Source organism: Amycolatopsis sp. NPDC051371, from assembly GCF_040682155.1.
GTDB lineage: Bacteria > Actinomycetota > Actinomycetes > Mycobacteriales > Pseudonocardiaceae > Amycolatopsis.
This window is the reverse complement of sequence record NZ_JBFBAG010000049.1, coordinates 1-26357: the sequence shown is the minus strand read 5'-3', so window position 1 is coordinate 26357 and position 26357 is coordinate 1. Positions and strand designations below refer to the sequence as shown.

Genomic DNA, 26357 nt, shown 5'->3' with positions numbered 1-26357 from the left:
GACTTTTCGCGCGGTTTCGGCGATCCTGCCTCCATGATCGAGATCGTTCGCGGAGAACACGACACCGGACCGCCGTCGCCGAAAACCTTCCAATACCTCAAACACGATGTCGTCGCTTCGATAGTCGTCTTCCTCGTCGCCGTCCCCCTGTCCCTCGGCGTGGCCTTCGCCGCCGGGGCGCCGCTGCTCTCGGGCCTGATCTCCGCCGTCGTCGGCGGGCTGGTCGCGAGCCTCTTCGGCGGATCGCCGCTGCAGGTCAGCGGCCCGTCCGCCGCCCTCACCGTGGTGCTGGCCGACACGATCGCCACCCACGGCTGGCCCGTCACCTGCGCGATCACCGTCGCCGCGGGCCTGCTCCAGATCCTCTTCGGCCTGACGCGCCTCGCCCGCGCCGCGCTCGCCGTGTCGCCGGCCATCGTCCACGGCCTGCTCGCCGGCATCGGCGTCACGCTCGTGCTCGGCCAGCTGCACGTCGTGCTCGGCGGCTCGGCGCGGGGCTCCGCGCTCGCCAACGTCCTCGCGCTGCCCGGGCAGATCGCCGCGCACCACGACCAGGCCGTGCTGATCGGCGTGGTCACCCTCGCGGTGCTGCTGGCGTGGCCGCGGCTGCCTCGCCCCGTCCGCCGGGTGCCCGCCCCGCTGGCCGCCATCGCGCTGGCCACCGGCCTGTCCGTCACGACCGGGATGTCCCTGCCGCGCGTCGACCTCCCGGCCGGGCTGCCCACGCTGCACCTCGTGCCGCGGCTCCCGGACGGTGGTTGGGGCGGCTTCGCGCTCGCCGCGCTCACCATCGCCCTGATCGCCGGCCTGGAGAGCCTGCTGTCCGCGGTCTCGGTGGACAAGCTCCGCGGCGGCCCGCGCACCGACCTCGACCGCGAGCTGATCGGGCAGGGCGCGGCGAACGTCGCCGCCGGCGCGCTCGGCGGGTTCCCGGTCACCGGCGTCATCGTGCGCAGCATGACCAACTACGAAGCGGGGGCGCGCACCCGCGCGTCGGCGATCCTGCATTGCGTCTGGATCCTCGCCGCGTGCTTGCTGTTCACCGGTGTCCTACGGCTGATCCCGCTGGCCGCGCTCGCCGCGTTGCTGGTCTACGTCGGCGCGAAGCTCGTGAACCTCCACGGCCTCAAGGAAGTGCGGCGCCACGGCGACCTCCCGGTGTACGTCGTCACGCTCGCCGGCGCGGTCGCCGTCAATCTGCTGACCGGGGTCGCGGCCGGGATACTGCTGGCGCTCGCGATGATGCTGCGTCGGATGATCTTCTCGGGGATCCATGTCGAACGGGACGGCGACCGCCACCGCGTCGTCATCGAAGGGGCGCTGACGTTCCTGTCCGTGCCGCGGCTGACCCGGGTGCTCGCCGAGGTGCCACCGCACGCCGAAGTCCGGCTGGAGCTGCTCGTCGACTACCTCGACCACGCGGCGTTCGACTGCCTGCGCGGCTGGCAGCAGGCGCACGCCGGGCCGGTGACGGTCGACGAGATCGGGCATCCGTGGTTCGAACGTGGCAGCTCGGACGCGCCGACCGTGCGCCGCAGCGTCGCCGCGCGCGTCGTGCCGCGGTGGCTCGCGCCGTGGTCGGAGTGGCAGGCGGAGCACGTCGTGCTGCCGGCTCAGCGCACCGCCAGTTCGCTGCTGTGCCGGGGTGCGTCGGAGTTCCACCGCCGCACGGCGCCGCTGCTGCGCGACACGTGGAGCGGGCTGGCGCACGGGCAGCAGCCGCACACGCTGTTCATCACCTGCGGCGACGCGCGGATCGTGCCGAACCTCATCACCACGAGCGGGCCGGGAGACCTGTTCACGGTGCGGAACATCGGGAACCTGGTCCCGCCCGCCGATGGCGACGACTCGTCGGTCGGTGCGGCGATCGAGTACGCGGTCGGGGTGCTCGGCGTCGCGGAGATCGTGGTGTGCGGGCATTCGGGCTGCGGCGCGATGAAGGCGCTGCTCGGCCAGGCGCCGGACGGCTTGGTCCAGCTCGGCAGCTGGCTGCGCCACGGCGAAGCGACGTTGCGGCGACGGAGTCGTGAAGCTCCGCTGCTGCTCGGCGGCGAACGGCCGGCGGCCGAGGCCGACCAGCTCGCGCTGCAGAACGTGGTGCAGCAGCTCGAAACCCTGCGCGGCTACCCGGTGGTGGCGGATGCGCTGGCGCGCGGCGGGCTCCGGCTGACCGGGATGTACTTCGACGTCGGCGCCGCCCAAGTGTCCCTTTTGGACGATGCGGCGCGCGGGTTCGTCACGGCGGGTGCGCTGGAGCACTGACCGGAGGTGTTGTGAACGACTCGTTCATGTCGTCGGACGTCATGAACGAGTCGTTCATGACGTTCCGGTGAGCGGAAACCCTTCTGTAGTACCGGGTTCAACTGTCGCGTGACAGAAATGATCTTGTAAACGACGCGTTAACAGTCCGCCCGATTTATGACGTTCGGGCTAAATATGGCCAATCGTTCACCCAATCGAGTGGCGCATAGCGGACATTTCACACGATTTCCGGTTGCATGGTGATCATGAGACCCCTCGCCGTGCTCCGCCACGACCTGCCGGCCTCACTGGTCGTCTTCCTCGTAGCCGTACCCCTGTCCCTCGGCATCGCCCTCGCATCGGGCGCGCCGGTCGCTGCCGGGCTCGTCGCCGCCGTCGTCGGTGGCGTCGTCGCCGGTGCCCTCGGCGGCTCCGTGCTCCAGGTGAGCGGGCCCGCCGCCGGCCTGACCGTCGTCATGGCCGAAACCATCCAGACCTTCGGCTGGGCCGTCACCTGCGCGATCACCGTCGCCGCCGGCGCGCTGCAGATCCTGCTGGGGCTGAGCCGGATCGCCCGCGCCGCGCTGGCCATCTCGCCGGCCATCGTGCACGGCATGCTGGCCGGCATCGGCGTCACGATCGTGCTCGGCCAGCTGCACGTCATCCTCGGCGGGAAGGCCCAGAGCTCGGCGGTGGAGAACATCGCCGAGCTGCCCGGCCAAATCGTCGCCCACCACGACTCCGCCACCCTGATCGGCCTGCTCACCATCGCGATCCTGCTGCTCTGGCCGAAGCTCCCGGCCGCCGTCCGCAAGGTGCCCGGGCCGCTGGCGGCGATCGCCGCCGCCACGGTCGTGTCGGTGCTGGCCGGGATGACGCTGCCCCGCGTCGAACTGCCCGGGGACCTGCTGGACATCCACCTCGTCCCGCAGCTGCCGGACGGCGGCTGGGACGGGTTCGCGCTCGCCGTCGTCACCATCGCCCTGATCGCCGGCGTGGAGAGCCTGCTCTCGGCGGTCGCGGTCGACCGCCTGCACACCGGGCCGCGCGCCAACCTCAACCGCGAGCTCGTCGGCCAGGGCGCGGCCAACATGCTCTCCGGGGCGGTGGGCGGGCTGCCGGTCACCGGCGTCATCGTCCGCAGCTCCACGAACGTCGCGGCCGGCGCGAAAACGCGGGCGTCGGCGGTGCTGCACGGCGTCTGGGTGCTGCTGTTCGTCGTCCTGCTGGCCGGGCTGATCCAGAGCATCCCGCTGGCCGCGCTCGCCGGCCTGCTGGTGCACGTCGGCGCGAAGCTGGTCGACCCCGGGCACATGAGGACCGTCCTCGCCCACGGCGACCTGCCCGTCTACCTGCTCACCCTCGGCGGGGTCGTCGTGTTCGACCTGCTCACCGGGGTCCTCGCCGGGATCGGGCTCGCGCTGGTGCTGATGCTGCGCCGCACGTTGTGGTCCGGGATCCACGTCGAAAACGAAGGTGACGCCTGGCGCGTGGTCGTCGAAGGTGTCCTGACGTTCCTGTCGGTGCCGCGGCTGTCGAAGGTGCTCGGCGCCATCCCGGCCGGGGTGGCGGTGCGGCTGGAGCTGGTCGTCGACTACCTCGACCACGCGGCGTTCGAAAGCCTCACGACGTGGCAGCAGGCGCACGAGCGCGCCGGCGGCACGGTGGACGTCGACGAGGTCGGCCACCCGTGGTTCGGCGAGGGCAAGGCGGGCCGCCCGACGCGGTCCCGGCTGGCCGCGAGCCGGGCGGTGCCGCGCTGGCTGGCGCCGTGGTCGGAATGGCAAGCGGTGGAAGGGATCCCGGCCCAGCAGACCCGCAACGGCGCCACCGAGTTCCACCGCCGCGCGGCCCCGCTGCTGCGCGACACGCTGTCCGGCCTCGCCGACGGCCAGCGTCCCCGCACCCTGTTCATCACCTGCGGCGACTCCCGGATCGTGCCGAACCTGATCACCACGAGCGGCCCGGGCGACCTGTTCACGATCCGCAACATCGGCAACCTCGTCCCGCCGGGGCAGGCCGACCCGTCGATGAACGCGTCGATCGAGTACGCCGTGGGTGTGCTCGGCGTCGAGGAGATCGTGGTGTGCGGTCACTCGGGTTGCGGAGCGATGGCGGCTTTGGCCGATGGGCCGCCGGCGGGCCCGCTGGCGGTCTGGCTCCGGCACGCGGAGCCGAGCGCCCACCGCACGGGCTCGGCCACCCTGGACGGCGGGGTCCCGGACCGTGAGGGCGATCGGCTGGCGCTGCACAACGTGCTGCAGCAGCTGGAGCACCTGCGGGAGTACCCGTCGGTGGCGGCCGCCGAAGCGGCGGGGAAGGTGCAGCTGACGGGGATGTACTTCGCCGTGGGGACCGCGCAGGTGTACCTGTTCGACGGGGCCGAGCGGACGTTCCGCCCGGCCGGGGCGCCGGTGGTGGTGCGGGGGGCTTGAGGTCGGCGCGGGCCGGGCTCGTCGGGGTCCGGCCCGGGCTCGCCGCCGCCCGGCGCCGGAACCCGCCCGGCCCGCGCGGCGGAGCAGATCGCGGGCGGTGCGCTCTGGGGCGGCGCCCGGTCGGAGATTCGTCGCCCGGGGCCGCACCCGGGCCACCTCCCACCACCCGCGGCACGGAACCCGCCTCCGACCAGCGAGTCTTCCTCCGGCACCCCGCGCCATCCGGTGCCCGCGGTGCGAGCCCGGCACCGCAGTCACTAAGTTGATGGCCCGTGACCATGCTGGTGATGACGGGGACCGGGACCGGGGTCGGCAAGACGATCACCACGGCGGCCATCGCCGCCCTGGCGGTGGCCGGCGGACAGCGCGTCGCCGTCCTGAAACCCGCGCAGACCGGCGTCGGGCCCGACGAGCCCGGCGACCTGCAGGACGTCCTCCGGCTCGCCGGGGACCACGTCACCACGCTCGAGCTGCGGCGCTATCCCGATCCCTTGTCGCCGGAGGCCGCCGCGCGGCGCAGTGGTCTTCCCTCGCTCGATCCCGGGGCGATCGCGCGGGCCGCGTCCGACCTCGACACCGGGCACGACCTCACCCTCATCGAAGGCGCCGGCGGCCTGCTCGTGCGCTTCGACGGCAGCGGCTCCAGCCTCGCCGACGTCGCGTGGTCGCTCGGCTCGCTCGTCATCATCGTCGCCGAGGCGGGTCTCGGGACGCTCAACGCCACCGCGCTCACCGCCGAGGTGGCCACGAAACGCGGGCTGACCGTCGCCGGCGTCATCATCGGCTCGTGGCCCGCCGAACCGGACCTCGCGGCGCTGTCCAACCTCGAAGACCTGCCGGTCGCGGCCGGGGCGCCGCTGCTCGGCGCGCTGCCGGCCGGGCTCGGCGAGGCCTCGCCCGAGGAGTTCCTGTCCGCCGCGCGGGCCGGGCTGTCGCCGTGGTTCGGCGGCGAGTTCGACCCCGAGCTCTTCGCGGGCTGCGCTTCCGCCGGGAAGTGACCTGCGTCGCTGTCGTCCCGAGGTGCCTTCGGGCACGATGAGGGACGCTTCCACCACGACCAAGGAGACGCCGTGACCGCAGTCCCGGACACCGATGTCAGTGACAGCCGGGACTCCGCCCCGGGCCGGGGGCTCCGCCACCCGGAGCCCCCGAAAGACGTGCTCGCCTACGCGCGCGAGCACGTCCTCGAAAACGGCGTCGGCCTGGGTGAAGCCGAAGTCCTCGAGGTGCTGCGGCTGCCGGACGACCGGCTGCCCGACCTGCTGGCCCTCGCGCACGACGTGCGGATGCGCTGGTGCGGACCCGAGGTCGAGGTCGAGGGCATCATCAGCCTCAAGACCGGCGGCTGCCCCGAGGACTGCCACTTCTGCTCCCAGTCCGGCCGCTTCCCGACGCCGGTGCGCTCGGCGTGGCTGGACATCCCGAACCTGGTCAAGGCCGCCCGGCAGACCGCCGAGACCGGCGCGACGGAGTTCTGCATCGTCGCCGCCGTCCGCGGCCCGGACCAGCGGCTGCTTTCGCAGGTCCGCGAGGGCGTGAAGGCGATCCGCGAGGACGGCAACGACATCCAGATCGCCTGCTCGCTCGGCATGCTCACGCAGGAGCAGGTCGACGAGCTCGTCGAGATGGGCGTGCACCGCTACAACCACAACCTCGAGACGGCGCGCTCGCACTTCCCGGCGGTGGTCACCACCCACACGTGGGAAGAGCGCGCGGACACCCTCCGGATGGTCGCGAAGGCGGGCATGGAGGTCTGCTGCGGCGGCATCATCGGCATGGGGGAGACGGTCGAGCAGCGCGCGGAGTTCGCGGTGCAGCTGGCCGAGCTGAGCCCGCACGAGGTGCCGATGAACTTCCTGATCCCGCAGCCGGGCACGCCGTACGAGCACTACGAGATCGTGGAAGGCAAGGACGCCCTGCGGACGGTCGCGGCGTTCCGGCTCGCGATGCCGCGCACGATGCTGCGCTTCGCCGGCGGCCGCGAGCTCACGCTCGGTGACCTCGGAGCGGAGCAGGGCATGCTCGGCGGCGTCAACGCGATCATCGTCGGCAACTACCTGACCAACCTGGGCCGGCCGGCTTCGGCGGACCTGGAGATGCTCGAGGGGCTCAAGATGCCCATCAAGGCGCTCAGTGACAGCCTCTGACGCCGCTTTCTGCGTCCACTGTGGACAGCAGTCGGCCGGTGGCGCCGACCACCCGGCGTGCCACAACCCGAGGACGGCGCTGGAGCCGCCGCGCTACTGCACGTTCTGCGCGCGGCGGCTGGTGGTCCAGGTGAGCCCGCTCGGCTGGACGGCTCGCTGCAGCAGGCACGGGGAGACGGCGAGCGGCTGACTCGCGGAGGTGCCGCGAATGACTCATTCCTGTCGTCCGGCCCGCGACACGACCGGCGGCTCACCGCCTCCTCGCACCGACCGGTTACGCTCGGTCGCACGCAGTAGGAGGGAGTCCGGGTGAGTGAGTCGTCGGGGCCCGCGCACCGGCCGTCGGCCGTCGCCGGCCCGTGGTCGGTGCCCGTGCTGTTCCGGGAGCGGCGGCCGCGGGTCGTCGTCAAGGCCGACCTGCTGCCCGCCGTGAGCGTGCTCGGCACCCTCAGCCTGCTGAGTTTCCCGCTCGCCTTCGCCTGGTCCCGCCTCGCGCCGCCGGAGCGCGTGCGCATCATCGGCTCCGACGGCACCCAGGGCGCCCTCGAGCTGGAGAGCTGGCACCGCTTCGACGACCTCGCCGTCTTCGGCCTCATGACGCTCGGGCTGGGGATCGTCGTCGGTGTCGTCGTCTGGTTGCTGCGGGAGCGCCGCGGGCCGGTCGTGCTGCTCGCCGCGGTCCTCGGTGTCGCCCTCGCGAGTGCGCTCGGGATGTTGCTCGGCGTCGGCTGGGCGAACAGCCACTACGCCATCACCGACGCGCCCGCGCTCGGCTCGGTGATCGAGCTGGCGCCGCGCCTGGAGACGTGGTGGGTGCTGCTCACCGGCCCGCTCGGCGTGACGATGGTCTACAGCCTGCTCGCCACCTGGAACGGCCGCGACGACCTCGGCCGCCGGCTCGGCTGAAGCGCTTCCCCCGCGCCGGACACCGTCCCCTAGGCTGGCCCCTCGACCACAGGGGGTCCAGTGACCGAAGACATCGAAGTTTCGCGGCACCACGCCGTCCGTTTCCCGGGCATCAGCCCGCGCGCCTACGAACACCCGGTGGACCGCGGCGCACTCGCGACGTTGCGCGCGGTGCCCGGATTCGCTCAGGTCGTCAAGGCCGTTTCGGGCTTCTACAACGAACGCGGCGAGCGGCTGATGGCGCTCGCGTCGTCGATCCGCGTCGGGCCCAAGCAGTACCCGGAGCTCGATCGCCTGCGCCACGAATGCGCCGAGACGCTCGACCTGCCGTCGGTGCCGAACTTGTTCGTCTATCAGGACCCGCGCATCCAGGCGGAAGCGGTCGGGATGGACGAGCCGTTCATCCGCGTCACCACCGGGCTCGTCGAGCTGATGAGCCACGAGTCCCTGCGGTTCGTGCTCGGGCACGAAATGGGCCACGTGCTGTCCGGGCACGTCGTCTACCGCACGATCATGGTGCGCCTGATCGCCCTGCAGCTGGCGATGTCGTGGACACCGGTCAGCGCGCTCGGCATCCGGGCGATCATCGCGGCGCTGCGCGAGTGGTTCCGCAAGGCCGAGCTGTCGTGCGACCGCGCCGGGCTGCTGTGCGGCCAGGACCCGACGGCCGCGCTGCGCGCCCAGATCCAGATCGCGGGCGGCATCGACCCGGCCCGCATCGACATCCCGTCGTTCCTGCAGCAGGCCGCCGAGTACGAGTCGGTCGAGGACATCCGCGACAGCTTCCTCAAGCTCAAGTTCGTCGAGACGGAGTCGCACCCGTTCGCGGTGGTCCGCGCGGCGCAGCTGCAGAGGTGGGCGGCGTCGGAGGACTACCGGGCGATCCTGGCGGGCGACTACCCGCGTCGCGACGACGACTCACCGACGTCCGACTGGAAGGACGACCTGAAGTCGGCCGCGAAGTCGTACAAGGACTCGTGGAGCTCTTCGACCGACCCGCTGACGAAGGTGTTCAGCGACGTCGGTGAAGCGGTCTCCAGCACGGCGGGCAAGGTGTGGAACAAGTTCGGCAACGGGAACGGCACCGGCGACTGAGTCAGTTCAGGCTGGCGGGCTTGCTGAGATCGGTGAGCTCGCCGGGCGGCAGCGGCACCGCGCCGAGCGTGTCCAGGAACCCCGCCTCCCGCGTCAGCAGCCGGCACGCGATGCGGAGCCGGCGCAGGGGGTGGCGTTCCTCCAGCAGCCGCTGGCGGTCTTCCAGCGGCAGCAGGCAGTCCGCGGCCAGCTGGTAGGCCAGCTCGGCGAGTTCGGTGTCCGCGTCGGGGGTGTGCCAGTCGTCGCTGCGCCACGCCGTTTCGCAGTAGCGCCGGTGCGCCGTGCGGGCGACCACCGCGAGGCGCTCGGCCATGTCGCCGGCCGGGGCCACCGGGTCGTCGTCGACCCATTCCACCGACGCGATCATGTACGGCGCCGACACGCAGTCGAGGTCGGTCAGCCGGAAGCGGCGCTGGGCCTGCGTCACGACGTCGAACCGGCCGTCCGGCAGGCGCTTCGCCTCGCGCAGCACCGTGCTGCAGCCGATCTCGTACAGCTGGTCCAGACCACGGACCTCACGGGTCAGGGACGACCGCAGGGCCACCACGCCGAACTCGCGCCCCGGCACCGTGCCGCTGACGAGGTCGGCCATCAGCTGCCGGTACCGCGGTTCGAAGATGTGCAGCGGCAGCTTGGTCCCCGGGAGCAGAACCGTCTGCAACGGGAACAACGGCAGCAAGGTCGTCGTCGCGTCGCTTTCCGATTCCGGCTCTGTCACGGGTCCACGGTAAGGGGAGAACGCCTCCACCGCAGGATGGTCACCGGTTCGGCGGCCTGAACACCGCGAACGGATCGGTGATCTGCATGCCCTTGCCGGCGAAGGAGAACAGGGCCGCGGGACGCCCGCCGGCGCGACCCGGCGGGGCCGTGCGACCGGTGGGAACCAGCAGGCCGCGGCGCGAAAGCACCCGCTGCAGGTTGGTCGCCGAGACGCGGTAGCCCAGCGCCGCCGAATACAGCCCGCGCAGCGCGGAAATCGTGAACTCGTCGGGCGCGAGCGCGAACCCGAGGTTGGTGTAGGAGAGCTTCGAGCGCAGCCGGTCGCGGGCGCGCAGCACGATCGCCTCGTGGTCGAACGCCGTTCGCGGCAGCTTCGCGACGTCGTGCCACTCGGTGTCCTCGGGCACCTCCGGGTCGGCGTCGGAGGGAACCAGGGCGAGGAACGCCGTCGCCACCACGCGCGGACCGGGGACCCGGTGCGGGTCGCTGAACACCGCCAGCTGCTCGACGTGCTCGATCCGGCGGACGTCGACCTTCTCCTTGAGCTGGCGCCGGACCGACGTCTCGACGTCCTCGTCGGGCCGCAGCCGCCCGCCCGGCAGCGACCAGCGGCCGAGGTGCGGGTCGAGCGCGCGGCGCCACAGCAGCACCCGCAGTGTGTCCGAGCGCACTTGAAGGACCGCTCCCAAAACCTCGTGGGCCAGGGGGGCCTGGGTGTTAAGATGACTTCGCACGGTTTTCGATTATAAGGCGAAAACCGGAGACAGGTCCAGGAGGGCCCGATGACCAGCACGTTGGTTCCGGAAGGCCTCACCCCGTTCGGCGGGGTCGAGGCGAACGCGGAGTGGGCGGAGGAGGTGCGGCGCCTGGCGAAGCAGCGCGACGCGGTCCTGCTCGCGCACAACTACCAGGTCCCGGAGATCCAGGACATCGCCGACCACACCGGCGACTCGCTCGCGCTCAGCCGCATCGCCGCGAGCAGTGACGCGTCCACCATCGTCTTCTGCGGCGTGCACTTCATGGCCGAGACGGCGAAGATCCTGGCCCCGGAGAAGACCGTCCTGATCCCGGACGCGCGGGCGGGCTGCTCGCTGGCCGACTCCATCACCGGCGCCGAGCTGCGTGCCTGGAAGGCCGAGCACCCGGGCGCGGTGGTCGTCTCCTACGTCAACACCACGGCGGAGGTGAAGGCCGAAACGGACATCTGCTGCACGTCCTCGAACGCGGTCGACGTCGTCGCCTCCATCCCCGCCGACCAGGAGGTTCTCTTCCTGCCGGACCAGTTCCTCGGTGCGCACGTCAAGCGCGTGACCGGCCGGGACAACATCCACGTCTGGGCGGGGGAGTGCCACGTCCACGCCGGGATCAACGGCGCGGAGCTGGCCGCCCGCGCGGCCGAGGAGCCGGATGCCGACCTGTTCATCCACCCCGAATGCGGGTGCGCGACGTCGGCGCTCTACCTGGCCGGCGAGGGTGCCGTGGCGCCGGACCGGGTCAAGATCCTCTCGACCGGTGACATGGTCCACGAGGCTCGCGACACGAAGGCGAAGACCGTGCTGGTGGCCACCGAGATCGGCATGATCCACCAGCTCCGCAAGGCCGCGCCGGGCATCGACTTCCGCGCGGTGAACGACCGCGCGTCCTGCCGGTACATGAAGATGATCACCCCGGCCGCGCTGCTGCGGTGCCTGCGCGACGGTCTCGACGAGGTCCACGTCGACCTCGAAACCGCTTCGAAAGCGCGTGCCTCGGTGCAGCGGATGATCGAGATCGGGCAGCCCGGCGGCGGCGAATGACCACGCCGGTTAATGACCCACGGGCGAAAACCCCGGTTTGGGAAGCTCGCGCGGACCTCGTCGTGGTCGGCAGTGGCGTCGCGGGGCTGACCGCGGCGCTGCGCGCGCAGTCCCTCGGGCTGCACGTCCTGGTCGTCACCAAGGCGGCGGTCGAGGACGGCAACACGCGCTGGGCCCAGGGCGGCGTCGCCGTGGTCCTGGAAGACCAGCACGACCTCGACGACTCGGTCGCGAAGCACGCGGAGGACACGTTCACCGCGGGCGCCGGGCTGGTCGACGAGGCCGCCGCCCGCTCGATCCTCGACGGCGGCCCGGCCGCGATCGCCCGGCTGCGGGCGGACGGCGCGACGTTCGACTCATCGGGTGACGGCCTGCTGGCCCGGACCCGCGAGGGCGGCCACAGCGCGTTCCGCGTCATCCACGCGGGCGGCGACGCCACCGGCGCCGAGGTCGAACGCGCCCTGGTCGCGCAGGCCGGGCAGGCGCGGGTGCCGGTGCTGGAGCACCACATCGCCGTCGACGCGCTGCGCACCCCGGGCGGCCGGGTCGCGGGCGTCACCGTGCTCGATCGCAACGGTGTTCCCGGCGTCGTCCGGGCGCCGGCCGTGCTGCTGGCCAGCGGCGGGATCGGGCAGCTCTACCAGGCGACGTCGAACCCGGAGATCGCCACCGGCGACGGGCTCGCGCTCGCGCTGCGGGCCGGGGCGACCGTGGCGGACATCGAGTTCGTCCAGTTCCACCCGACCGTCCTGTTCACCCCGGGCGCGCGGGGACGCTGCCCCCTGGTCACCGAGGCCGTCCGCGGTGAAGGCGCGACGCTGGTCGACGGCGCCGGGCTGGCGGTCATGGCGGGCGTGCACCCGCTCGGCGACCTGGCTCCCCGTGACGTCGTCGCGGCGGCGATCACCCGCCGGATGGCGCTGGCGCCGGGCGGGGTCGACGACCACGTCTTCCTGGACGCGACCGGGATCGCCGGGTTCGCCCAGCGGTTCCCGACGGTGTTCGCGGCGTGCGCGGCGCTGGGGCTCGACCCGGCTTCGGACCCGATCCCGGTGACCCCGGCGGCGCACTTCTCGTGCGGCGGCGTGGTGACCACCGTGGACGGACGCTCGTCGGTGCCCGGGCTGTACGCCGCGGGCGAGGTGGCGCGGACCGGGTTGCACGGCGCGAACCGGTTGGCGTCCAACAGCTTGCTCGAAGGGCTGGTCGTCGGGCAGCGTGTCGCGGAGGCCGTCGCGGCGGATCTCGCGGCCGGGCTGCTGGCCGATCCGTCGCGCGGCCGGCTCCCGTCGTGGACGACCGCGCCGGCCGCCGGGCGCGACGCGCTGCAGCGTGTGATGAGCCGGTACGCGGCGATCGGCCGCGACGCCGACGGCCTCGCCGCCGCGGGTTCCGTGCTCGACTTGTCGACTCAGGACAGTCCGTTGTGGACGCACGCAGCCGTCGAAGACGCGGCGCTGACCGTGGTGGCGCAGGCGTTGCTCGCCGCGGCCGTCCGGCGCACCGAGTCGCGCGGCTGCCACGTGCGGACCGACTTCCCCTCGCGCGATGACGGATGGCGGCGCAGTCAGCTCATCCGGCTCAGCCCATCCGGCCAGCCGGTGCTGGCCGACCCGATCCCCCTGGAGGGCGTGGCATGACTTTCCCGATCTCCGAACCGGTTCTCCGCCTGATCGCCGCCTCCGGCCTCGACGTCGAGGACGTGACACGGGTGGTTTCCACGGCACTCGGCGAAGATCTGCGGTACGGGCCGGACGCGACGACCGCGTCGACGGTGCCTGATTCCGCGGTCGCCGTCGCCGAGCTGACCCCGCGCGTCGACGGTGTGGTGGCCGGGCTGCCGGTCGCGCTGGCCGTGTTCGACATGGTGCTGGGCTCTTCGTACGAGGTGCTGGCCGGGCGTGAAGACGGTGACAGGCTGGTGGCGGGGGAACCCGCGCTGGTGTTGCGCGGTCCCGTGCGCGGGCTGCTCACGGCCGAGCGCACGGCGCTGAACCTGCTGTGCCACCTCTCCGGCGTCGCGACCGCGACCGCCGCCTGGGTGTCCGAAGTGGACGGTACCGGCTGCGCGATCCGGGACTCCCGCAAGACGTTGCCGGGGTTGCGGCTGCTGCAGAAGTACGCCGTCCGGTGCGGTGGCGGGGTGAATCACCGGCTCGGGCTGGGCGACGCGGTGCTGATCAAGGACAACCACGTCGTCGCCGCGGGTTCGGTGACCGCGGCGCTGGCCGCGGCCCGGGCGCACGCACCGGAGCTGGCCTGCGAGGTGGAGGTCGACACCCTTTCCCAGCTGGAGGAGGCGCTGGCCGCGGCCGCCGACGAGGTGCTGCTGGACAACTTCACGCCGGAGCAGTGCCGGCAGGCGATCGCGCGCCGCGACGAGGTTTCCCCGAAGACGCGGCTGGAATCCTCTGGTGGGCTCACCATCGACCGTGGTAGGGCCTACGCGGAGTCCGGTGTGGACTATCTGTCCGTGGGCGGGCTGACCCACTCTTCCCCCGCGTTGGATCTGGGCATGGACCTTCGCTGAACGGCTTTTCCCGGGTAAACTGGCGGTGGCGGAAGTCCTTTTCCGCCACCGTCTTTCTCTTCGGGGGGCTCGGGTGCGGATACCGGCGGTGCTCGCGGTCGCGGGCCTCATGGCGCTGGGCTTGCCCGCGTCCGCCGTCGCAGCTCCGCAGGGCCAGTGCGCGAACCCGTCCGGCACGTACACCGGCGAGGTCCCGTGGGGCCAGCGCCTCGTCGACCCGGCGCGGCTCTGGCCGCTGACCCGGGGCGCGGGTCAGCTGGTGGCCGTGATCGGCACCGGCGTCGACGCGCAGAACACGCAGTTCGCGCCCGGGCAGCTCGAAGGCGGCGCCGGCACCGAGCGGTCGGACTGCGACGGGCGCGGCACGATCGCGGCCGGGATCGTCGGCGCGCAACCGGACGCGTCGACGACGTTCGCCGGCGTCGCGCCCGGCGCGCACCTGCTGCCGATCCGGTACACGGAAGGCTCGGGCTCGTCGTCGGCCGACGGCGGCGGGGGCGACCCGGGCGCGCTGGCCGACGCGATCGACACGGCGGTGGACCGGCACGCGAGCGTGGTGTTGATCGCGGTGCCCGCGGCGTTCGACAGCCCGGCGTTGTCCGGCGCGGTCGCGCGGGCGCGTTCGTCCGGCGCCGTGGTGGTTTCGGCGGCGTCGGCGACCCAGCAAGGCGCGCGGTCGTACCCGACGGCGACGCCCGGAGTCCTGTCCGTCGGGTCGGTGAACCCCGCGGGCGAGCCGGTGCAGACGGAGGCGGGGGACTACGTCGGCGTCGCGGCACCCGGGGCGGAGCTGGTCAGCACGTCGGCGGGAGCGGGCGGCGCGGTGGCGCACCGCTGGCCGGTGACCGACCCGGGACTGGCTGCGGCGTACGTCGCCGGCGTCGCGGCGCTGGTCCGCGCCTACCACCCGGACCTGACCGGCGACCAGGTCGTCACGCGGCTGGAGCTCACGGCGCACCGCCCGGGTTCGGGTGGCCACGACCCGCGGCTGGGCTGGGGAGTCCTGGACGCGTACGCGGCGGTCTCTTCGACGTTGCCGGCCGACGTTTCGCCCCCGGGCGCGGTTCCCGCCGCGGGTTCGGCTCCGGCGGTGGTCCCGGCGGCGGCGCCCGCGCGTCCGACCTCCGACGTCACGGCCGGCACGATCGCGCTGGCCGGCGTGGCTCTCGCGGCAGCCGCCGGAGTCGCGGTGGCGGCGGTCCGCCGGGCCCGGCGCCGGAAGTGGCGCCCGTCCCGCTTCACGCCGTAACCCGTGATGCCCCTCCAATCACGCGAGTTACGTGCTCAATCACGCGAGTTACGTCTCTGATCACGTGAGTTCGGTGTACCGGCACGGCGAACTCGCGTACCTGGACGGTCGGTTCGCCGGAACTCGCGTGATTGAAGGCGGAACTCGCGTGATTGGAGACGTAACTCGTGTGATTACGGGGTCGACACGGCGGGGACTGGGCGGGTCGAGCCGATGATCGCCACCGCGTGGCTGGCCCGCGCCACGTGGACTGTGAAGTCCGCGCCCTCGCGGCTGAAGCGGGCGATCAGCTCGCGCGCGGTGCTGCGGTCGTGGGCCTGCCAGCCGCGCTGCTCCAATGTGGGGAGCACGACCTCGGCCAGCCGGCGTTCCGGCTCTCCCGAGTGCTCGAGACGGACGCCGTACTGCCAGCACAAGAGGTTGCCGGGCCGGGTGGGGTCGCAGTCCAGCTCGCCGTTCACCGTCGGGTCCGCCGACGGGCCGAACACCGCCGCCACGCCGTCGATCACGTCGGTCAGCTCGCCCGCCAAGCGGTCCAGTTCAGGGCTCATCGCAGCACACCCCCGTCGTTGAGGAACTCGACGCCGTTCTCGAGGATGCCATTCGGGTCGAAGGTGCCATCGGCCGTGGTCGGCCCGCCGGTGATCACGCGGTACATGTTCGTCCACGACTCCGAACCCGGCTTCAGCACGTCACTGTGCGAAGACAGGCCCCACAGCTGATCCCCGGACGCGTCCCGCCCGGTCTCCAGCTCCGTGACGCCCGGGAACGTGTCCGGGTCCGCGCCGTGCCCGATGCCGGTCCACTCCAGGCCCCACGCGTTGCCCTGCGCGACCTCGATCGGGTCGAGCGGCGCCGTCATCGAGAACCGCTGGATGCCCGCCTGGCTCGCCGGCAGATCCGCCGGCGACCAGACGCCGTGGCCCATGCCCGCCGACTCGACGTGCAGGACGCGGTCGACGTCGAGGCCCTGCGTCTCGGCCAGCCCGACCGTCGCGCCGCCGTAGCTGTGCCCGATCGCCGTCAGCGTGACGTCGGAGCCCGCGTGGCCCGCGATCTCGCCGCGCAGGTCGTCGGTGAAGTTCTTGAGGTCGGGCGCCATCGTCTGCGCGTAGCTCGCGTCCGGGCCCTGCAGCACCGGGTTCTGCGGGAACGCGCCGTCGGCCCAGACGACCATCGCCGTGCGCCCGGTCGGGTCCGCGGCCACCAGGCTGCGCCCGAGGCCGGCGTAGGCGTCGAAGTTGGACATCTGCGTGTTGACGCCGGGGACGAACAGCCCGACGTTGCGCGTTCCCGGCTCGATGTGCCCGACGAGCTCGGCGATCCGGCCGTTGCCCGCCGGGTCGAACTTCAGGATCTGCCGGTGGTTCGCGAGGATGTCCTCGTACAGCTTGATCCGCGACTGCGACCGCGCGATCTCGTCGGCGTCGGTGAGCGCCGCCAGCCGCGACCGCTCGGCGGTCAGCGCGTCGGCGACCTTCGTGCGGTTCCGCTCGATCGCCTGCGCCCACGCGCCGGTGTCGGCCGAACCGCCGATCCCGGCGGGGTTTCCGGCGGCCGGCAGGGGATCCTCGGGCATGAGCGCCCGGTACATCGCGGCGACCTGCGCGTCGGCACGGCGATACCCGGCCGCCGACTCGGTCAGTCCACTTTGGAGCTTCTTGGCCCGGGAGACGTGCTCGCCGAGCTTCGAACCCAGCTCCGTCATCGTCTTCTCGAACGTCTTGGCCGCGGCGGCGGACTCGCTGACCCGGCCGAACGCGCCAGCCGGGACCTTCTCGCCCGCCACCGCGGACCGCGCCGAGGAAAGCGTGTCCGCCCGCGTGCCGAACTCGCCCGCCACGGTGTCGAGGCGGGCCGGGGCGACGCGATAGCCGGCAGCCGTCACGGCCCGCCTCCGTTCTTCGAGGGATCAGTACGCTTCCGGCTCTTCGCCGATCACCGGGGGCGCGACCGGGGCCGACTGGCCCCAGACGTTCTCCGTCTCCACCAGCCACGCGGGGATCCGGCGCCCGGACCCCATGTCGCCGCCACCGCCCATGCCCATCGGCATCATGGGCATCATCGGCATCGCGCCCTTGGCCGCCGCCGCGCCCGCGGCACCGGCCGCGCCGCCGGCGAGCCCGCTGAGCGCGTTGCCCGCGCCGCCGTCGCCGGCCAGGCCGGAGTGCGCCGCCGGACCGTCGGCCCCGCCGCCGATCCCGGCCCCGCCGGGGATACCGCCGGCGCCACCCAGAGAAGGCGCGTCACCCCCGCCGATCGGGATGCCGCCCCCGGCGCCGCCCTCGACGCCTGCCCCGCCGCCGCCGAGCTTCGTGCCGGGCGCTTCTTCCTTGCCGTCCTTGGGATCCTTGCCGGTGGCCCACGACGGCACCTTCGGCATGATCGAGCCGAACCGGCCGAACGCGGCGGCCGAAGCCGCGGCGAGCCCGGCGGTGAACATGTCGCCGAACAGCGGGTTCGACGTCGGCACGGTGCCCGGCTGCTGCGGCGTGCCGGTCGAGGGCAGCGGGTGCCCGTCGGTCGGGGTGACGACAACGCCGGGATCGGTGACGCCGTTGCCGACGAGCCCGGGCGAGCCCGCGCTTCCCGCGCCGCCGCCGCCGGCGGGCGGTGCGGTGGGCGTCTGCACGGCGTTCGGCGACGCCGGGATCGACTCCTCGGCGGTGCTGTACTCGCCGGCCAGCTGGGTCATCACGACGATCGCCTTGCCGTGCGCCGACCCGGCCGCGTTCGCCGCGGACTGCTGGGCTTCGACGTTCGCGATGGCCTGCTGGCGCTGCTGCGCCGCGGCCTGCATGACGGCGGGCGAGGAGTCCGGCGGCAGCAGCGGCGGGTTCACCGCGAGCGCGACGTCGGCGGGGGAGACGTCCGGCACCGAAACCGGCGGCGGCATCTCCTTCTTGGCCTTCACGAGCGCGTCGGCGGCGTCGTCGAGCATCACGTTCATCGCCTCGGCGGTCTGCGCCACCTTGGAGATGCCGTTCGCGAGGTCGACGATCATGTGCTGGTACTGGTCGGCGGCGCCGCCGGTCCACTGGTCCTTGAACTCGGTGAGCTCCGAGTTGAGGTTGTGGGCCTGCTCGTGCAGGTGCAGCGCGGCGGACTTCCACTTGTCGGCGGCGTGCCGCGCGCTGTTCGGGTCGCCCGCCTGAAGCATCGCGTACAGCTGCTGGTGGCTGTACGCGGCGAAGTTCGTGTGCGCGGTGTTCGTCATCCCTTGCGGCTCCCGTCCGAGTCGCCCAGGCCGAGCAGGCCGAGCACGGGGTCGAGCAGGCCGGTGACGGCGCCCGAGGTGTGGAGGTCCCCGGCGACTGCCTCGTCGGCGTTCTGGTAGCCGTCGGCGACCGTGGTGGTCACGTCCTGCGCGAAGCCGATCGCGCTGCGGACCTGGTCGAGCAGGCCCTGCATCTCCGAGACGGCCGCGCGGTGGGCGTCGGCCAGCGACCCGGCCTCGCCGAACTCGCCGAACAGCAGCGGCTCGTCGCCGAGGGTGAGCAGGAAGTCGTTCGGTTTGGCCATCGCGTGGATCTGGGTCTCCAGCTCCCGCACGAAGTCCTTCAGCGATTCCAGGTGGACGTAGTACGACTGGTCGTGCATCGGGTCCCGGCTCTCTCGTCGCACGTAAGGAGGGAAAGCCGGTCGGCCGGTGCGAGCTGGGGGAGAAGGAAAACAGGGCCTCGCACCGGCCGACCGACATCTGGGCGCGGCTCAGCCCGCGAACAGTCCCTGGTTGCGGTTCTCCAGCGACTGCTGGAGGTCGTGCGCCTCGCCGACCTTGCCGCCGAACTGGGCGATGATGGCGACGATGTCCGCGGTGGCCTGGCGCAGCCGGGTCTCCGACTGGCGGGCCGCGTCACCGGCGGAGCTGCCGGAGGCGTACCAGGTCGCGGTGATCGGCTGGAGGTTCTGGTGCAGCTGCTCCAGCTGCGAGGTGAGTGCCTTGGCCTTGGCGGCCAGGGACGCCGAGCTGTGCTGCAGCGCGGCGAAGTTGATTTCGACGACGTCGGCCATCGGGTGCGTCCTCTCGGGTCAGGGGTTGAGGCGGGGGATCACGCCCGAGCCCTCGAGGGAGTTGCCGACCCCCTGGAAGCTCTGGTGGACGTCGGCGTCGCCGCGGCCGTAGTTCTGGTGGCTGGTGTGGACGAGCTGCGACATGGTGTCGAGCTCCTTCACCGCCACGGTCATCTTCTCCTGGAGCCGGCGCTGCAGGTCCCAGAACGCCACGGCCTGGTCACCCTTGTAGTTGCGGAGCGCCTCGGTCAGCTCGGACTCCAAGCTGGCCATCGTGGACTTGGCGTTCGTCGCGGTTTCCTCGAAACCCTGGACGGCGCGTGTCATGGCAGCGGAATCTGCCTGGAATCCCGGACTGGACATGGACGGGCCACCTCCTTCCTGAAGCGAATACCCCTGGCGCGGTGGTCCGCGCGGTGTGAAAGTCACGCTAGAAAAGAGCTTGGTGTGGTCAAACGGCACAACTGCCGGTCGCACTGACGGCACTTATACCCACAGGGGCCGCCCCGGTCGTCCGTCCACCGTGGCAGACGGGGAAAACCGCTGGTCAGTGCGATTCTGCCGAAATTCTGAGATCCGCCCGGTAGACCCGGACGCCCCGGGCGAGAGGCGGTCGAGATGGTCCACCCGCAGGCACTGCTGGACGAGTTGGGGCGCGCCCCGGAAGTTCCCGCGTTCGAACACGGCTCGCGCGTCACGTCGCGGCGCGAGCTGCGGGAGCTGGTCGGCCGGTTCACCGCGGGCCTGCGGGCGGCCGGGCTGGGGCCGGGCGACGGCGTCGGCATCGCCACGGCCGTCACGCCGGAGGGGTTCGCCGCGATCGTCGCCGCGCAGGTGCTCGGCTGCCGGGTCGTCGGGGTGCGGCCCGGCCTGCCCGTGCCGCAGCTGCGCCACGTCGTCGGTGACGTCGAAGCGCTGGTCGTCGACGCCGCGTCCGAGACACCGGAGCTGCTCGGCTCCGTCGCCGGCCTGCCGATCCTGCGGGTCGGGCCCGAGCTGCTCGCGGCCTACGAAGAGCCGGTGCCGCGAGGTCGCCCGGACGACATCGCGACGGTCGTCTACACCAGCGGCAGCACCGGCGTGCCGAAGGGCGTCGCCTACAGCTACCGCGCCCTGACCGAAGGCCGGGTGTGGCGGGCGCCGGCACCCGGCTCGGCCCACGAGCGCCTCGGCGCCGGGTTCGGGCGGTTCCTGTTGTTCGGCACGCTCACCAGCGCGGTGATGCTCGAGCAGCTGGGCGTGTGCCTGCTCGCCGGCGGGACCGCGGTGGTCCCGGAGGAGCTGCCGGACTTCCCGTGGGTGCTGCCGCGGCTGCGGATCACCGCGGCGCTGATGACCGTGCCGCGCCTGCACCAGGTCCTGGACGTGCTGCGCACCGAGGACGTCGACCTGAGCGGCCTGCGGACGCTGGTCGTGGCCGGTTCGCCCGTGCCGCCGCACAAGCTGGCCGCGGCGTGCGAACTGATCGGGCCCGCGATGCACCACGCGTACGGCCAGACCGAGACCGGGATGCTGACGATCTGCGGCGCCGGCGAGGGATCCGGATCCGTCGGGAAGGCTTGTGACACCGTCGAAATCGAGGTCCGCGACGCCACGGGTGTACCGCTGCCGGCCGGCGCGGAGGGCGAGGTCTGGGTGCGGACGCCGTCGGCGCTGGCCGGGTACTGGCGCGACGAGGTCACCACGGCCGAGGTGCTGCGCGACGGCTGGGTACGCACGCAGGACCTCGGTTCGCTGGACGCCGCCGGGTACCTGCACCTGTCCGGCCGGGCGCGGGACGTGGTGATCGTCAACGCGGTCATCCACTACACCGGCCCGATCGAGCGGGCGATCGCGGCGCACCCGGACGTCGACCAGGCGTACGTCGTGGCGGTGCCGGACCCGCTGACGGGCGAGGCGGCGCACGCGTTCGTGCTCCCGGTCCCCGGCCGCGAGCCGAACCTCGACGCGGTGCGCAAGGCCGTGGCGGCGGAGCTGGGGGAGGCGGCGGTGCCGGCGCGGTTCAGCTTCGTGGGCGCGGTTCCCATCGCGCCGTCGGGGAAACCGGACAAGGCGGCGCTGCGGGCGTCCGTCGTGGACTAGAAGTGGGGTGCCCGCGTCCGTCACTTCCCGGCGCGCAGGTCGGTGATCACCTTGGCGACGCGGCGCTGCCGGGTCTCCTCGGTCTTCGCCTGGCCGATCGGCAGCACGAACCGCTGTTTCGCGCTGTAGGAAAGGCTTTCGAACCGGGTCCGTGCCGGCTCGTCGGCCGCGAGCGCTTCCGCCAGGTCCGCCGGGATCTCCAGTTCGCGCGGCGCGGTGTCGAGGGCGACCTCGACGTCGACCTCGTCGCCCGCGGTGACGCCGGCCTGCTCACGGTTCTCCGCGCTGAGCGGCAGCAGGAACTGTCCGCCGCGGCTCGCGATCGTCGACCGGTAGGTGTGCCCGCCGAGCGTCACGGTGACCGCGGGCTTCTTGCCGGCGCCGAGCGCCTCGACGACGTCGGCGGGGACCGGCAGCCCGGTCGCGGTCTTGCCGCCGAGCAGGACCTGAGTACGGAACTTCACGGGAGCGAGTATGCCCGCCGAAAGCCGTGAAGGCCTCCTTACCGGCTCTTATGGCCGGTAAGGAGGCCTTCACGGGGATCAGACGTCTAGCCCGTGAGCTTGCAGGAGTCGGGCGCGGCGGTCACGTGGACCTCGGCGCTCCAGCCCGAGCCGACCGTGACGCCCATGCCGTCCGGGCCCGACGGGGCCCACGTGTCGGTGTTGTCGGAATGGCGGTACCAGCGCAGGACCGGGCCGGGCTGGCCGGTCCAGGGGCTCGTCCCGTTGCTGCCACGGCCGTACAGGATGTCGGCGCCCGGCGAGAAGATCTCGCTGAACATCTGCCAGCCGACCCCGACCGGCTTGTTCCGTTCGACCCACGCCGACGTCGTGAAGTCGTACTGGAAGCGGAAGAGCTCCCCGGTCGGCTTCCGCGCGTACAGCACGCCGTCGCCGGCCGCGGTGATCGAGTCGAACCGGTCCCAGCCCGTGTCGAGGACGTCGCCGACGCCGTTGACCCACCAGCCCGTGGCGTCGTTCCAGAGGTAGACCTTCAGCCGGTTCTGGTCGTCGATCATGAAGATGCGGTTCTGCTGGTCGACGGTGATCCGGTTCGCGTACTCGGGCGTGAGGTAGCGCGCCCAGCCGCTGCCCACGTCGTTCCCGCCGCTCCAGCCGGTGCTGGTCGAGTACACCCAGCGCTTGAGGGTGCCGCTCGGGTTCGGGTCGGCTGCGCTGTTGTTGCGGTGGACGTCCCAGATCACGCCGCCCTTGCCGGCCAGCGTCCGGCCGGTCCAGCCGGAGCCGATCGGGGCGTTCGGCGTCGTCCAGGTCAGCCCGCCGTCGGCGGCGGAGGAGTGGACGTAGCGCCAGAGGCTGCCGTCGGAGCGGGCCGTCCAGATCGCCGCGCCGGCGGCGGCGCACGACACGGGCGTCGGCACGATGTGCTGGTGGATCCAGCCGCCGAGGTCGTCGACGCGGGTTTCGGTGCCGCCCTGGCGGGTTTCGGTGACGTCGAGGCAGCCGTGCTGCCACGAGGTGCTGCTGAGCGCCACGAGCTCGGCGGTACCGCCGCTCACGCGGAAGGCCGGGCCACCGGCGTCGCCCTTGCAGGTGTCCACGCCGTCGGCCGACGAGATCGCGACCGAGGAACCCTGGACGCCGGCGACGGTGAACGGCGCGACGCGCGGCCGCGCGGGCACCCAGTCGGTCGCGGTCCGGCCGAACCCGGCCACCTGCAGGGTTTCCCCGGCCTGCGGCGCGGTGCTGCCCACGGCCACCGGCGCGACGCCGGTCGCCGGGGCGGCCAGCTTCGCGAGGACGACGTCACGCCCCGGGTTGCGGACGACCTTGGCCACCTTCGCCGTGACGGTGTCGCCGACCGTGACGGTGGCGGCTTCGCTCGACGCGCCGGACTCGGTCGCGGTCAGGCAGGACGCCGAGGTGAGCAGCCACGACGGGTCGATCAGCGCGCCGGAGCACGCCTTCGTCGCCGTGGTGATCCGGGCCAGGAACGGGTGGGTGCCGGCCGGGACCGCCGTCCCACCGGATACGGCGACGGCGGGCGTGGCGGCCAGCAGGCCGCCGGCGAGCACGGTGGCGGTCAGGACGGTGATCCTGGTTCTGCGCGCGGGTTTTCCTCGCCCGTGGGTCACGGCGCGGCGGTCAGCTGGAGGAGGGTGGTCGGCGCGTTGTTCGGGTTCGCGCCGATGCCGACCTGGGTGCTGCCGCTCGGGTTGACGTCCACGGTCGAGTGCTGGCCGGCGTCGGTGGTGACCTCGGCCTTCACCTTGTGCCCGGCGCCGCTGGTGCGGCCGTCGCCGCGGATCTCGTAGACGGCCGGGATGCGCAGCTCCAGGTGCCCGGTCGGCGACAGCACCTTGAAGCAGACGAGGCCGTTGGTGCCGACGTTCTCGGTGGAGCGGACCTGCATCACGCTGACGTTGTCCACCGGCGGGGTCGCGCAGTCCGCGAAGAGGATGTGGCCGTCGCCGGAGACGAGGGTGACGTTGTACTGCGCCAGGATCTGCGCGGCACCCGGGTAGGAGTAGTCCTCGACGAGCGAGGGCTGGGTGTCGTCGGCCTGGGTCGCGTTCGAGGCGGCGGCTGCCGACCACACCCCGGCGGTGGCGAGCCCGATCGCGACGGCGGCCGCGACGGCGAGCTTCTTGGTGAGCTGCATGGTGTTCGTCCTTCTCGTGCGTGCCGGCGGACCGGTTCCGGCCGGCGGGGCGACGGTCTTAGCGGAGGATCCAGCGCTGGTTGGCGGTGGCCGGGTTCCAGCACTGCCAGGCGTTGACCGCGGGGTGCGGCTGCTGGCCGGTGTAGTCCTGGTCCAGGCACTGGCCGCTGAGCTTGTTGACCAGCGTCACGGTGCCGTCTTCGTAGTGCGGGCGGACGGTCCAGGTCTGGTTGACCCCCAGCGGCGTCCAGCACTGCCAGGCGTTGACGGTCGGGTGCGGCTGGTTGCCCGTGTAATCCTGGTCGAGGCACTTGCCCGAGCGGGCGTTGACGATCGAGACGGTTTCGCCGCCGACCCAGGTGACCTTCCACTGCTGGTTGGTCTGGTCGGTGGTCCAGCACTGCCAGGCGTTGAGCGTCGGGTGTTCCTGCCCGCCGGACCAGTCCTGGTCCAGGCACTGCCCGCTGGCCTTGCCGACGATCGCCGCGGCGACCGGCGCGGTCACCTGGCGCACCCACGCGCCGAGGTCGTCGACCCGGGTTTCGGTGGTGCCCTGGCGGGTCTCGGTGGAGGTGTAGCAGCCGTGCTGCCACGAACGGCTGTTGATCGCGGCGAGTTCGACCTGCGTCCCGGTCTCCCGCAGCGCCGGGCCGCCGGCGTCGCCGAGGCAGGTGGTGGCGTCCCCGCTCGTCGCGGTCACGTCGAGCGCGGAGCCGTTGACGCCGTTCACGGTGAAGGTCGCCGTGCTCAGCCGGTCCGGCACCCAGGTGTCCGCGGTACGGCCGTAACCGCCGAGCCGCAGGACGTCCCCGGCGACCGGCGCATGAGTGGCCAGCGGCACCGGCGCGACGTCGACGATCGGCAGGGCCAGCTTGGCCAGCACGGCATCGCGGTCGGCGGCGGGCACGAGGGTGGTGATCTGGACGGTGTGCCCGCCGGTCCCGCTCAGGTCGGCCCGCCCGACGGTCGCCGAGTAGGGCGTGGCGGGCGGCCCGGCGGGCAGCGGCGCCGGACCGAAGCAGGCGGCGGCGGTGAGCACCCACTGCGGGGCGACCAGCGCACCGGTGCAGCCGTGGGCCCCGCTGATCTGCGCGGTGAAGGCGTAGCTGCCCTGGGCGGCGGGCGTGCCGCCGGTGAGGGCTTGGGCGGGTGTCGCGGTGATCAGTCCCGCGGCGGCCAGGACGGCGAACGCCGCACCGGTCTTCCGGAGTGCGCGTGGCATCGATTCCCCTCGGTGAATTCCGTTGCGCGGAAATGCGTTTTCCGTGCACGACGGACCGGTGAGCGATGTCCCGCTCACCGGGAATGGCGCGAATGCGTGAAGATGGCCGGTTCCCCCCGACCGGTTTTCCTCCCCTAGTCGATCCCGCCTGACCTGTCCAGACGCCGAACGTCGCAACCGCCGTGGCGGTGGTCGCGGTGGTGCGGGCCAGGTCCCGGTGATCCCATCGGAGAAGAAGGTCGGGTATTACCGGAAGGGCCGGTGATGTACCTCATATTCCGGAACGGCGGTCTGTTTGGTACTCGCAATTCTTTCCGGCCCGGACGGCGGTGTGGCCGCGGTCGCGCTCGTACCGGAAGGTGGCGACGGTTCGTGGCGGAGCCTCGACGCTGGATCTGAGGAGACCCGGAGTGTTTGCGGTCGGCCGGGCCCGGCTGCCGGCGGACGGTCGCCAGGGCCTGTCCTCAAAGCCAGATGAGCAGTGTGGCCAGGTCGATCACCCCGCGGTAGGAGAGGGTGGTCTTCTCGAAGCGGGCGGCGATGGCACGGACTGCTTGAGCCGGTTGAGGCAGCGTTCGACAACATTGCGGCGCCGATAGGCGATGCGATCTAAGGTCGGCGGCGACCGCGGGGCCGGCCGGGGCGCTCGGATGGTCGCTGGGATGTGTCGTCGGCGCAGGTAGTTGCGGATAGCGCGGCTGGGAGTAGCCGTTGTCCGCCAGGAGCCGCCTTCGCCGGGTCGCCACTCGTCCCCGCCAGGTTGTGGACTCGGCACTGGACATGACCGTGGTGAACTGGGTGCGGTCGTTGACGTTGCCGCCGGTCAGCACGACGACAGTGGTCAGCCGTCGCAGGCCAGGTGGATCTTGGTGGTGGGACCGGCCGATGGCATGATCACCTGCTCGCTCTGCCCGTCCCACGCTCGGGCTTCCCCCTGTGTGGGACACCGGTGCAGATCTCGCCACGCCATCCTGGTCTGGGCTTTGAACAGCATCCCGTTGATCACGGCTCGATCACCTGCCCCTGCTCATCAGTCAGCTCAAGTCTTCGCACCACGACCGAAGATCAAAGCACCCGACCACATCAACTTTGAGGACACGCCCCAGGTGGATGAGCTGGTACGGCTTCAGCGGACGCGGGTGTAGGCCCGTAGCTGTTGGCTGCGGGCCTTTCCCGTGTTCGATTGTTCACGCCGCGAACGGCAGTGGTTGGTGCAGGTTGTTGCGCCTGGGTTTTCGGCGCTTGTCCAGGAACACCGGTGGCAGGAACTCGGGCAACCCGTCGGCCGCGATGCG

At 72.3% G+C, this 26357-nt stretch carries 24 protein-coding genes and 1 pseudogene; 12 read left to right on the top strand and 13 right to left on the bottom strand.

Annotated features, from left to right (window positions below):
- The first annotated feature begins 33 nt into the window (after window positions 1-33).
- The 7 genes from AB0M59_RS42185 (at window position 34) to AB0M59_RS42155 (ending at window position 8824) form a co-directional block, all read left to right on the top strand.
- Window positions 34-2262 carry a bifunctional SulP family inorganic anion transporter/carbonic anhydrase gene (locus AB0M59_RS42185; RefSeq protein ID WP_364627077.1) on the top strand — a complete coding sequence of 743 codons (2229 nt, stop codon included), beginning with the start codon at window positions 34-36 and terminating at the stop codon, window positions 2260-2262.
- 236 nt (window positions 2263-2498) lie between these two features.
- Complete coding sequence (locus AB0M59_RS42180; protein ID WP_364627076.1) at window positions 2499-4676, top strand: bifunctional SulP family inorganic anion transporter/carbonic anhydrase; 2178 nt, start codon at window positions 2499-2501, stop codon at window positions 4674-4676.
- A 278-nt stretch (window positions 4677-4954) separates the two neighbouring features.
- Window positions 4955-5674, top strand: a complete 720-nt coding sequence (gene bioD / locus AB0M59_RS42175) for a dethiobiotin synthase (RefSeq protein ID WP_364627182.1) — start codon at window positions 4955-4957, stop codon at window positions 5672-5674.
- A 159-nt stretch (window positions 5675-5833) separates the two neighbouring features.
- Window positions 5834-6823 carry a biotin synthase BioB gene (bioB, locus tag AB0M59_RS42170; protein WP_364627180.1) on the top strand — a complete coding sequence of 330 codons (990 nt, stop codon included), beginning with the start codon at window positions 5834-5836 and terminating at the stop codon, window positions 6821-6823.
- The gene (locus AB0M59_RS42165; protein ID WP_364627074.1) at window positions 6810-7013 is read left to right on the top strand and encodes a hypothetical protein; all 204 of its coding nucleotides are present in this window, start codon (window positions 6810-6812) and stop codon (window positions 7011-7013) included. The genes bioB and AB0M59_RS42165 overlap by 14 nt, the downstream gene beginning before the upstream one ends.
- Window positions 7014-7132: 119 nt before the next feature.
- Window positions 7133-7729, top strand: coding sequence for a DUF2567 domain-containing protein (locus AB0M59_RS42160; protein WP_364627072.1), 597 nt, complete (start codon window positions 7133-7135; stop codon window positions 7727-7729).
- A 60-nt stretch (window positions 7730-7789) separates the two neighbouring features.
- On the top strand, window positions 7790-8824 hold the full coding sequence (locus tag AB0M59_RS42155; protein WP_364627071.1) for a M48 family metallopeptidase: 1035 nt from the start codon (window positions 7790-7792) through the stop codon (window positions 8822-8824).
- 1 nt (window position 8825) lies between these two features.
- Here the strand turns inward: AB0M59_RS42155 and AB0M59_RS42150 are convergent, their stop codons facing one another.
- A complete protein-coding gene (locus AB0M59_RS42150) occupies window positions 8826-9542 on the bottom strand; it encodes an LON peptidase substrate-binding domain-containing protein (protein WP_364627069.1) in 717 nt (238 codons plus the stop codon).
- 40 nt (window positions 9543-9582) lie between these two features.
- Entirely contained in the window at window positions 9583-10215 is a 633-nt protein-coding gene (locus AB0M59_RS42145; protein ID WP_364627068.1) for an NUDIX domain-containing protein, read from the bottom strand.
- Between the two features lie 111 nt (window positions 10216-10326).
- Here AB0M59_RS42145 and nadA point away from each other — a divergent pair, with 111 nt between their 5' ends.
- From nadA to AB0M59_RS42125, 4 genes are all read left to right on the top strand, one after another.
- Window positions 10327-11340: a quinolinate synthase NadA gene (gene nadA, locus AB0M59_RS42140; RefSeq protein WP_364627066.1), complete on the top strand. Its 1014-nt coding sequence runs from the start codon at window positions 10327-10329 to the stop codon at window positions 11338-11340.
- Window positions 11337-12980, top strand: coding sequence for an L-aspartate oxidase (locus tag AB0M59_RS42135; RefSeq protein WP_364627064.1), 1644 nt, complete (start codon window positions 11337-11339; stop codon window positions 12978-12980). Before nadA ends, AB0M59_RS42135 begins: the two co-directional genes overlap by 4 nt.
- Window positions 12977-13870, top strand: coding sequence for a carboxylating nicotinate-nucleotide diphosphorylase (nadC, locus tag AB0M59_RS42130; RefSeq protein ID WP_364627062.1), 894 nt, complete (start codon window positions 12977-12979; stop codon window positions 13868-13870). The genes AB0M59_RS42135 and nadC overlap by 4 nt, the downstream gene beginning before the upstream one ends.
- Before the next feature lie 109 nt (window positions 13871-13979).
- Window positions 13980-15119 carry a S8 family serine peptidase gene (locus tag AB0M59_RS42125; protein ID WP_364627178.1) on the top strand — a complete coding sequence of 380 codons (1140 nt, stop codon included), beginning with the start codon at window positions 13980-13982 and terminating at the stop codon, window positions 15117-15119.
- 173 nt (window positions 15120-15292) lie between these two features.
- On the opposite strand, the gene AB0M59_RS42120 is transcribed toward AB0M59_RS42125, so the two are convergent.
- From AB0M59_RS42120 to AB0M59_RS42095, 6 genes are all read right to left on the bottom strand, one after another.
- On the bottom strand, window positions 15293-15670 hold the full coding sequence (locus AB0M59_RS42120; RefSeq protein ID WP_364627060.1) for a hypothetical protein: 378 nt from the start codon (window positions 15668-15670) through the stop codon (window positions 15293-15295).
- Window positions 15667-17007 carry an alpha/beta hydrolase gene (locus AB0M59_RS42115; protein ID WP_364627058.1) on the bottom strand — a complete coding sequence of 447 codons (1341 nt, stop codon included), beginning with the start codon at window positions 17005-17007 and terminating at the stop codon, window positions 15667-15669. The genes AB0M59_RS42120 and AB0M59_RS42115 overlap by 4 nt, the downstream gene beginning before the upstream one ends.
- Before the next feature lie 24 nt (window positions 17008-17031).
- Window positions 17032-18336: a WXG100 family type VII secretion target gene (locus tag AB0M59_RS42110; protein ID WP_364627056.1), complete on the bottom strand. Its 1305-nt coding sequence runs from the start codon at window positions 18334-18336 to the stop codon at window positions 17032-17034.
- On the bottom strand, window positions 18333-18719 hold the full coding sequence (locus tag AB0M59_RS42105; protein WP_364627176.1) for a hypothetical protein: 387 nt from the start codon (window positions 18717-18719) through the stop codon (window positions 18333-18335). Before AB0M59_RS42105 ends, AB0M59_RS42110 begins: the two co-directional genes overlap by 4 nt.
- A gap of 111 nt (window positions 18720-18830) precedes the next feature.
- Complete coding sequence (locus tag AB0M59_RS42100; RefSeq protein ID WP_020644701.1) at window positions 18831-19133, bottom strand: hypothetical protein; 303 nt, start codon at window positions 19131-19133, stop codon at window positions 18831-18833.
- A gap of 18 nt (window positions 19134-19151) precedes the next feature.
- Window positions 19152-19496, bottom strand: a complete 345-nt coding sequence (locus tag AB0M59_RS42095) for a WXG100 family type VII secretion target (protein ID WP_086856673.1) — start codon at window positions 19494-19496, stop codon at window positions 19152-19154.
- Window positions 19497-19751: 255 nt separating this feature from the next.
- Between AB0M59_RS42095 and AB0M59_RS42090 the strand changes: the two genes are divergently transcribed.
- Complete coding sequence (locus tag AB0M59_RS42090; RefSeq protein WP_364627055.1) at window positions 19752-21215, top strand: long-chain fatty acid--CoA ligase; 1464 nt, start codon at window positions 19752-19754, stop codon at window positions 21213-21215.
- 20 nt (window positions 21216-21235) lie between these two features.
- Here the strand turns inward: AB0M59_RS42090 and AB0M59_RS42085 are convergent, their stop codons facing one another.
- The 5 genes and pseudogenes from AB0M59_RS42085 to AB0M59_RS42065 form a co-directional block, all read right to left on the bottom strand.
- On the bottom strand, window positions 21236-21679 hold the full coding sequence (locus AB0M59_RS42085) for a YdeI/OmpD-associated family protein (protein ID WP_364627053.1): 444 nt from the start codon (window positions 21677-21679) through the stop codon (window positions 21236-21238).
- A gap of 86 nt (window positions 21680-21765) precedes the next feature.
- Window positions 21766-23313, bottom strand: a complete 1548-nt coding sequence (locus AB0M59_RS42080; protein WP_364627051.1) for a tachylectin-related carbohydrate-binding protein — start codon at window positions 23311-23313, stop codon at window positions 21766-21768.
- Window positions 23310-23840, bottom strand: coding sequence for a hypothetical protein (locus AB0M59_RS42075; protein WP_364627049.1), 531 nt, complete (start codon window positions 23838-23840; stop codon window positions 23310-23312). Before AB0M59_RS42075 ends, AB0M59_RS42080 begins: the two co-directional genes overlap by 4 nt.
- Before the next feature lie 58 nt (window positions 23841-23898).
- Complete coding sequence (locus AB0M59_RS42070) at window positions 23899-25062, bottom strand: RICIN domain-containing protein (RefSeq protein WP_364627047.1); 1164 nt, start codon at window positions 25060-25062, stop codon at window positions 23899-23901.
- Window positions 25063-25526: 464 nt separating this feature from the next.
- Window positions 25527-26118: pseudogene (locus AB0M59_RS42065) on the bottom strand (IS5 family transposase).
- Window positions 26119-26357 lie beyond the last annotated feature (239 nt).